The 5,663-nt window shown below is 69.0% G+C and carries 8 protein-coding genes; 7 read left to right on the top strand and 1 reads right to left on the bottom strand.

What is annotated here, in order from left to right:
* The 3 genes from RN743_RS03900 to RN743_RS03890 all read left to right on the top strand — a co-directional run.
* Window positions 1–715: ABC transporter substrate-binding protein (locus tag RN743_RS03900; RefSeq protein ID WP_310776452.1), on the top strand; the 715-nt coding region annotated here is incomplete at its 5' end.
* On the top strand, window positions 693–1,724 hold the full coding sequence (locus RN743_RS03895; protein ID WP_310776450.1) for an iron chelate uptake ABC transporter family permease subunit: 1,032 nt from the start codon (window positions 693–695) through the stop codon (window positions 1,722–1,724). The genes RN743_RS03900 and RN743_RS03895, both read left to right, overlap by 23 nt.
* On the top strand, window positions 1,724–2,491 hold the full coding sequence (locus RN743_RS03890; protein ID WP_310776448.1) for an ABC transporter ATP-binding protein: 768 nt from the start codon (window positions 1,724–1,726) through the stop codon (window positions 2,489–2,491). Before RN743_RS03895 ends, RN743_RS03890 begins: the two co-directional genes overlap by 1 nt.
* On the opposite strand, the gene RN743_RS03885 is transcribed toward RN743_RS03890, so the two are convergent.
* On the bottom strand, window positions 2,488–3,051 hold the full coding sequence (locus RN743_RS03885) for a nuclear transport factor 2 family protein (protein ID WP_310776446.1): 564 nt from the start codon (window positions 3,049–3,051) through the stop codon (window positions 2,488–2,490). The two genes, RN743_RS03890 and RN743_RS03885, sit on opposite strands and share 4 nt — an antisense overlap.
* A gap of 184 nt (window positions 3,052–3,235) precedes the next feature.
* Between RN743_RS03885 and RN743_RS03880 the strand changes: the two genes are divergently transcribed.
* The 4 genes from RN743_RS03880 (at window position 3,236) to RN743_RS03865 (ending at window position 5,619) form a co-directional block, all read left to right on the top strand.
* Window positions 3,236–3,568, top strand: coding sequence for a nucleotidyltransferase domain-containing protein (locus tag RN743_RS03880; RefSeq protein ID WP_310776444.1), 333 nt, complete (start codon window positions 3,236–3,238; stop codon window positions 3,566–3,568).
* Window positions 3,555–3,968 (top strand): HEPN domain-containing protein, encoded by a 414-nt coding sequence (locus RN743_RS03875; protein WP_310776442.1) that lies wholly within the window; start codon window positions 3,555–3,557, stop codon window positions 3,966–3,968. Before RN743_RS03880 ends, RN743_RS03875 begins: the two co-directional genes overlap by 14 nt.
* Before the next feature lie 2 nt (window positions 3,969–3,970).
* Window positions 3,971–5,293, top strand: coding sequence for an amidohydrolase family protein (locus tag RN743_RS03870; protein WP_310776439.1), 1,323 nt, complete (start codon window positions 3,971–3,973; stop codon window positions 5,291–5,293).
* A gap of 80 nt (window positions 5,294–5,373) precedes the next feature.
* Window positions 5,374–5,619 (top strand): hypothetical protein, encoded by a 246-nt coding sequence (locus RN743_RS03865; protein WP_310776438.1) that lies wholly within the window; start codon window positions 5,374–5,376, stop codon window positions 5,617–5,619.
* Window positions 5,620–5,663: the final 44 nt, after the last annotated feature.

Raw genomic sequence — 5,663 nt, 5'->3', positions numbered from 1 at the left:
GGCCCGGCCCGACGTGCTGATCGCGCGCATGGCCGACCTCACGCACACCCAGCACATGGAGCGCGTCGAGTCGCTCGGCATTCCGGTCGTGCCGACCTTCATCGATGCCGAGCCGCACTACATGGGCCGCGTCGAGTGGGTGCGCTTGATGGGCCTGCTGACCGGGAAGGAGGCGGAAGCCGACGCGTTCGTTCAGATGGTATCGGAGGAGATCGCCCGCCTGACGTCTCTCGCTCGAACGCAGCCGCGCCGGTCGGTTCTCTGGGCCTGGTACAGGAGCGCGGGCAATCGCTGGGCCGTCACGCAACGAAACGCCGATGCGGCCCTCATTCGGGACGCGAACGCGGAACTTGTGCTCGGCGCCGAGGACGATCCCCGGCTCGACACCTTTTCCGACCTTTCGACGGAACGGCTCCTGCGGGATGCGACGGACGCCGATTGCTGGATGATCCGCGACCCGCTGTCCGGAATGTTCGACGACCGGGACGTGCTCGCGCGCTTCAAGGCATACCGGGAGGGCTGCGTGTTCTGGGAACCGGGCAAGCGCCATCCCACCGCCGATTCGTGGGAGTTGTGGGAGATGGGGACCATCCGACCGGACTGGCAGCTGGCCGACATCGTGAAGATGGTGCATCCGGGACTCCGCGACGGCGAGTGGCGGTATCTCGCGCCGGAAACGTGGGAGGGGGGCTATGTCGGCACGGGTCAGCACTAGCGCCGCCGCTCTTGTCGCCGCGCTCGCCGCGCTCTCCCTGCTGACGCTGACCTATGGGCAGATCGCGCTTCCGCTGGCCGACACCCTTGGCGCGCTGACGGGGACGCAGTCGACCGACCTCGCCCGGCAGATCGTCCTCGATATTCGCCTCCCGAGGGTCGCCGCCGCGATCATCGCCGGCGGCGCGCTCGGCATGGCCGGGGTGCTGATGCAGGCCCTCTTCCGCAACCCGGTCGCCGACGCATGGTCGCTCGGCCTCCTCGCGGGCGGCCAGTTCGGGGTCGCGCTCACCGTGACCGCGGCGGCTTTCGCGGGTCCCGCGGCCGTGTCCTTCCTCACCTTTTTCGAGGGCCCCAGCATCACGCTCGCGGCCGCCTCGGGCGTCGCGATCGCGGCGTTCGTCATGCTTGCGATCGGGCGCCGCGTCGGCGCCATCACGCTGCTCGTCATCGGCCTCATGCTCGGGTTCACCTCCCAGGGCCTCACGAGCGTTTTGCTTCACTTCGCGGCCCGCGCCGGCGGTCGCGTGTACGGCGGATGGCAGGATGCGAGCTTTGCCGGTGTGGCGCCCGAAGCGTTGCCGTGGCTCGCGCTGCCGATCGTCATCGGTGTCTGCGCCGCCGTCGCGACGGCGAAACCGCTCAGCTCGCTTCTGCTCGGCGAGACCTACGCCCGCAGCCTCGGTGTCAAGGTGACGGCGTTACGACATGCCGTACTTGCGGCAACCGTTCTCCTCGTGGCGCCCGTCGTGGCCTTCTGTGGGCCGGTGAGCTTCGTCGGGCTCATTGCGCCCCACTTCGCCCGGGCGCTGGCCGGAACGGCGCGGATCCTCCCGCTCCTCCCCCTCGCGGCACTCGGCGGGGCGCTGCTTGCCCTCGCCGGCGACGCGATCATCCATGCGCCGTGGGAACAGCACTTTCTGCACCTGAACGCGATCCTCGCCATCGTCGGCGCTCCGGTCGTGATCCTCATCCTGATCTTCTCGCCGGCCGTGAGGCAGTGGCGCTGATGCTGGATCTGCAGTCTCTCGCGGTGGGCTACCGCAACGCGCGGGGCGTTGTCCTCTCCGGCATCGACCTCGCGGCCGCTCCCGGCGACTTCGTCTGCATCCTCGGCCGCAACGGGTCCGGGAAATCGACCCTCATGCGCACGATCGCGGGGCTGCAAGCGTCGCTCGGCGGCATCGTGCGGCTCGGCGGCGAGGACGTTGCGTCCATGCGGCCGGCGACCCGCGCGCGCCGCATCGCCGTAGTGCTGACCGAGCGGCAGTTCAATCCGGGGCTCCGCGTGGATGACGTGATCGCCCTCGCCCGGCAGCCCTTCACGGGCTGGCAGGGCGGACTGGCGGACGACGACAGGGACGCGATCGGCGATGCGGTCGCGGTCACGGACGTCGAGCCGTTCCTGCGGCGCTTCTTCAGCGACCTCAGCGACGGTGAGCGACAGCGCGTCATGATTGCGCGCGCGCTCGCACAGACCCCTCATCTCATGGTCCTTGATGAGATCACGGCCTTCCTCGATCTGCCGAGCCGGGTCGAGATCATGGCCCTCCTGCGGGCCCAGGCCAGGGAGAAGGGAAAGATCGTGCTGCTGTCGAGCCACGACCTCGACCTGTCGCTTCAGCTCGCCGACAGCGTCTGGCTGCTCGACGGTGAAGGCGGCTTTTCGGTCGGCACACCGGACGCTCTGAGCCGAAGCGGCGCGCTCGGCGGCGCCTTCGACACCGACGCGATCCGGTTCTCGCCCGGCAACGGGCGCTTCGAGATCAGAGCCTAGCCGCCGCCCGTCAGTGCCCGGATCCGCTGGGCGACCTCGCGGGCCATCTCGTTGGGAATCGGGATCGTGAGGTTGTACTGGGCGATCTTCCACCCCCCATCTTCCATCACCAGCACGCCGCTGCCGCGCGTTTCGCCGAGGTTGGCGTTTTCGAGGCGCTCGTCGAACCATGCGGTGCGCCCGCCGGGCGCGATCGCGATATGGCGCTCGAGCATGTGGTAGGTCCAGCCGGTGCCCGTGTCGAAGCGGGCCCTCGTGTAGTCCATGAACTCTTCGCGCGTCCAGCGCTCGGTCGCGTCGGTGCCGAGGAAGACGGCCTCGCCGGCGTAGAGACTGAAGTAGCGGTCGAAGTCGGCCTCCGAGGCCGCCTCGTGGAGCGCGTCGAGGGTCGCGGAGACCTCACCCCGCACGCCAGCCTGTCCACCAACAGCCTCCTGTGCGGACAGCGGCATGGCCGCAAGCGCCGACCAGACGGACCACATGGACCAAGCCACGGCGCATGCCACCAGGAAAGCGGGTCGCGCGTCGGGACGGCGGGGTCGCACGAGCGTGTTCGTCATGGATACCTCCGGGTCGAGGATTCGGTGATCCGACGGGCGCGGGGCGCCTCGTCCGCCGCGCCTCACACACCATGTCCGACGCCTGACGCCGAGGCAAACTTCTCCCTGTTCCAACCGCCTGGCCGACTTCCCCGGGCCTCGCATTGCCATCGCCGGTCGGGTCGAATCCGAATACGTTCGACCCATGAACCGGGAGTTGAAGTCGCTCGACGATGCGACGCTGGACGAGATCGTCCGGCGAATTGTCATCGCCTCTCAACCGAAGAGGATCATACTCTTCGGCTCCGCTGCCCGAGGCGAGATGGGCCCGCACAGCGATGTGGACCTTCTCGTCATCAAGCAGTGCGACAACAACTGGGATGTGATGGGCGACATCTACGAGGAACTTTATGGCGTCGCGGCCGCAGTCGATGTCGTCGTCGTAACCCCCGGCGATGTCGAACGCTATCGAGACACGCACGCGTTCGTCATCAAGCCGGCGCTCCGGGAAGGCCGGGTGGTCTATGACGCCGCCTGAGCGGCATCCATCGACCGACCCGCACGAGTGGCTCAGCCGCGCCCGGAGCAATCTCACCCAGGCCCGGAACCGCCTCCCCGGCATCTACCTGGAGGATCTCTGCTTCAACGCCCAGCAGGCAGCGGAGAAAGCGCTGAAGGGCGTGCTGCTATCGCGCGACGTCGAGTTCCCCTATGTGCATGACTTGGCGCATCTGCTCCATCTCCTGGAGTCGCACGGGGAACCGATTCCGCCGGACGTTCGCCGCGTCGGACGCCTCACCCCCTATGCCGTCGCAACTCGCTATCCGGGTCCGGGAGTGCCCGTCTCCGAGGCGCAGTACCTCGAAGCTCTCGAAATCGCCGAGACCGTCGTGCACTGGGCCGCGACGCTGTTGCACGGCTCCAGCGCGGAGCTCTAGTCATGCCCAGCCGCACCACCTTGTCGACCCAACGCGGGCGGGCCGTGACGAGCCGCGCCGCCGCCATCTGGATCTCATTGATTCCGGCGGTCGGGGGGTGCGGGGGTGAGGGGGGCAGGGACGCTTCGGAGCCGTACCCCGCCGGGGCGGAGGCCGCCGTCGTGATCCGGGCAGACCGGATCCTCGACGGACGGGGCGCCGTGCTCACGGGCAGGGAACTCGTGGTGCGGGAGGGGCGGATCGAAGCCATCGCCGAGGCGGGGACCACGGAGGGCGCCGTCGTATACGAACTTCCGGGGGCGACCGTGCTGCCGGGGCTCATCGACACGCACGTCCATCTCGGTTGGCACTTCGACGCGGCGACGGGGCGGCTGAGCAGCGCGGAGTCGACGGCCACCGCGGAGGACCGCGTGCTGTACGCGGCAGAGAACGCCTGGAACATGCTCGCGAGCGGCGTCACGACGGTGCAGAGCCTGGGCGGACCGGAGGACGTGCCGGTTCGGGACGCGATCGCACGCGGCTCGCTGCCGGGACCCCGGATCCTCACGTCGATCCAGCCCATCACGCTCGCGAGCGGCGGACCGCAGGAGATCCGGGCCCGCGTGGACGAACTGGCGGCGGCGGGTGCCGACGTGATCAAGATCTTCGCATCCGCCAGCATCAGGGTCGGCGGCACCCCGACGCTGAGCCAGGAGCAGCTCGACGCCGCCTGCGGCCAGGCGCGCGAGCACGGCCTGCGCGCCGTGGTCCACGCTCACGGCCCCGAGAGCGCGCGGCGCTCCGCCCTCGCCGGCTGCCGGCAGATCGAACACGGCGCCCTCCTCGACCGCGAGACGCTCGAACTGCTCGCCGAACGCCAGCTCTACTACGACCCGCACACGCACCTGATCTTCGAGAACTACTTCGTGAATCAGGACCGCTACCTCGGCATCGGGAACTACACGGAGGCCGGATTCCGTCAGATGCGCACGGCGGTGCCGATGGCGCTCGCCGCTTTCCGCGAGGCGCTCGACGTCGAAGGGCTCGACATCGTGTTCGGGACCGACGCCGTGGCGGGAGCGCACGGGCGCAATTGGACGGAACTGGTGTACAGAGTTCGTGAGGGTGGACAGGATCCTATGGAAGCCATCGTCTCGGCCACGAGCCTGGCGGCGGCTTCGCTGGAGCTTGAGGAGACCGTGGGCACGCTCGCGCCGGGGTTCGAGGCCGATGTGATCGCGGTGGCGGGAGATCCGACGGCCGATATCGGCGCCCTCGAGCATGTCGTGCTCGTGATGCGGGGCGGCGTGGTCTACCGGCACAGGCCGCTCGTCGGATCTCCGTGAAGCGGCGATCCTCTCGCTGGCGGCGCGACGGTTTGCCGCCGCGGCGACACCCGGGGAGCGGGACTCCCGTAAGGAGGCGCATGAAACGCTCGATCGAAGATGCGCAGCAGCGACTCGCCGAGAAACTGCTTTCGCGCAAGGACGTGTCCGCCGTGGGCATCGGGGCCGACAACGGCGATCCGTGCCTGAAGGTCTACCTCTCCGGACCCTCTTCCCGGAAATCGATCCCCGACCATTACGACGGACACCCGGTGCGGGTGGTCGGCGGGGGCCCGTTCCGGGCGCAGGGTAACGGACCGGTGGACTCGTCGACCGGCAACGCGTGACGGGCGCGGAAGAAGTCAGGCGATGACGCCGCGCCGGAACCTTG

The sequence above is a fragment of the Candidatus Palauibacter scopulicola genome (assembly GCF_947581915.1).
In the GTDB taxonomy this organism is placed as follows: domain Bacteria; phylum Gemmatimonadota; class Gemmatimonadetes; order Palauibacterales; family Palauibacteraceae; genus Palauibacter; species Palauibacter scopulicola.
This window is presented reverse-complemented; position numbering and strand designations above follow the sequence as displayed.

What these genes read in the sequence shown, in the direction of transcription:
- RN743_RS03870 (WP_310776439.1), top strand. Translation starts at nt 3,971, where the DNA reads ATGCCCAGCCGCACCACCTTGTCGACCCAACGCGGGCGGGCCGTGACG.
- RN743_RS03890 (WP_310776448.1), top strand. Translation starts at nt 1,724, where the DNA reads ATGCTGGATCTGCAGTCTCTCGCGGTGGGCTACCGCAACGCGCGGGGC.
- RN743_RS03885 (WP_310776446.1), bottom strand. Translation starts at nt 3,051, where the DNA reads ATGACGAACACGCTCGTGCGACCCCGCCGTCCCGACGCGCGACCCGCT.
- RN743_RS03880 (WP_310776444.1), top strand. Translation starts at nt 3,236, where the DNA reads ATGAACCGGGAGTTGAAGTCGCTCGACGATGCGACGCTGGACGAGATC.
- RN743_RS03865 (WP_310776438.1), top strand. Translation starts at nt 5,374, where the DNA reads ATGAAACGCTCGATCGAAGATGCGCAGCAGCGACTCGCCGAGAAACTG.
- RN743_RS03875 (WP_310776442.1), top strand. Translation starts at nt 3,555, where the DNA reads ATGACGCCGCCTGAGCGGCATCCATCGACCGACCCGCACGAGTGGCTC.
- RN743_RS03895 (WP_310776450.1), top strand. Translation starts at nt 693, where the DNA reads ATGTCGGCACGGGTCAGCACTAGCGCCGCCGCTCTTGTCGCCGCGCTC.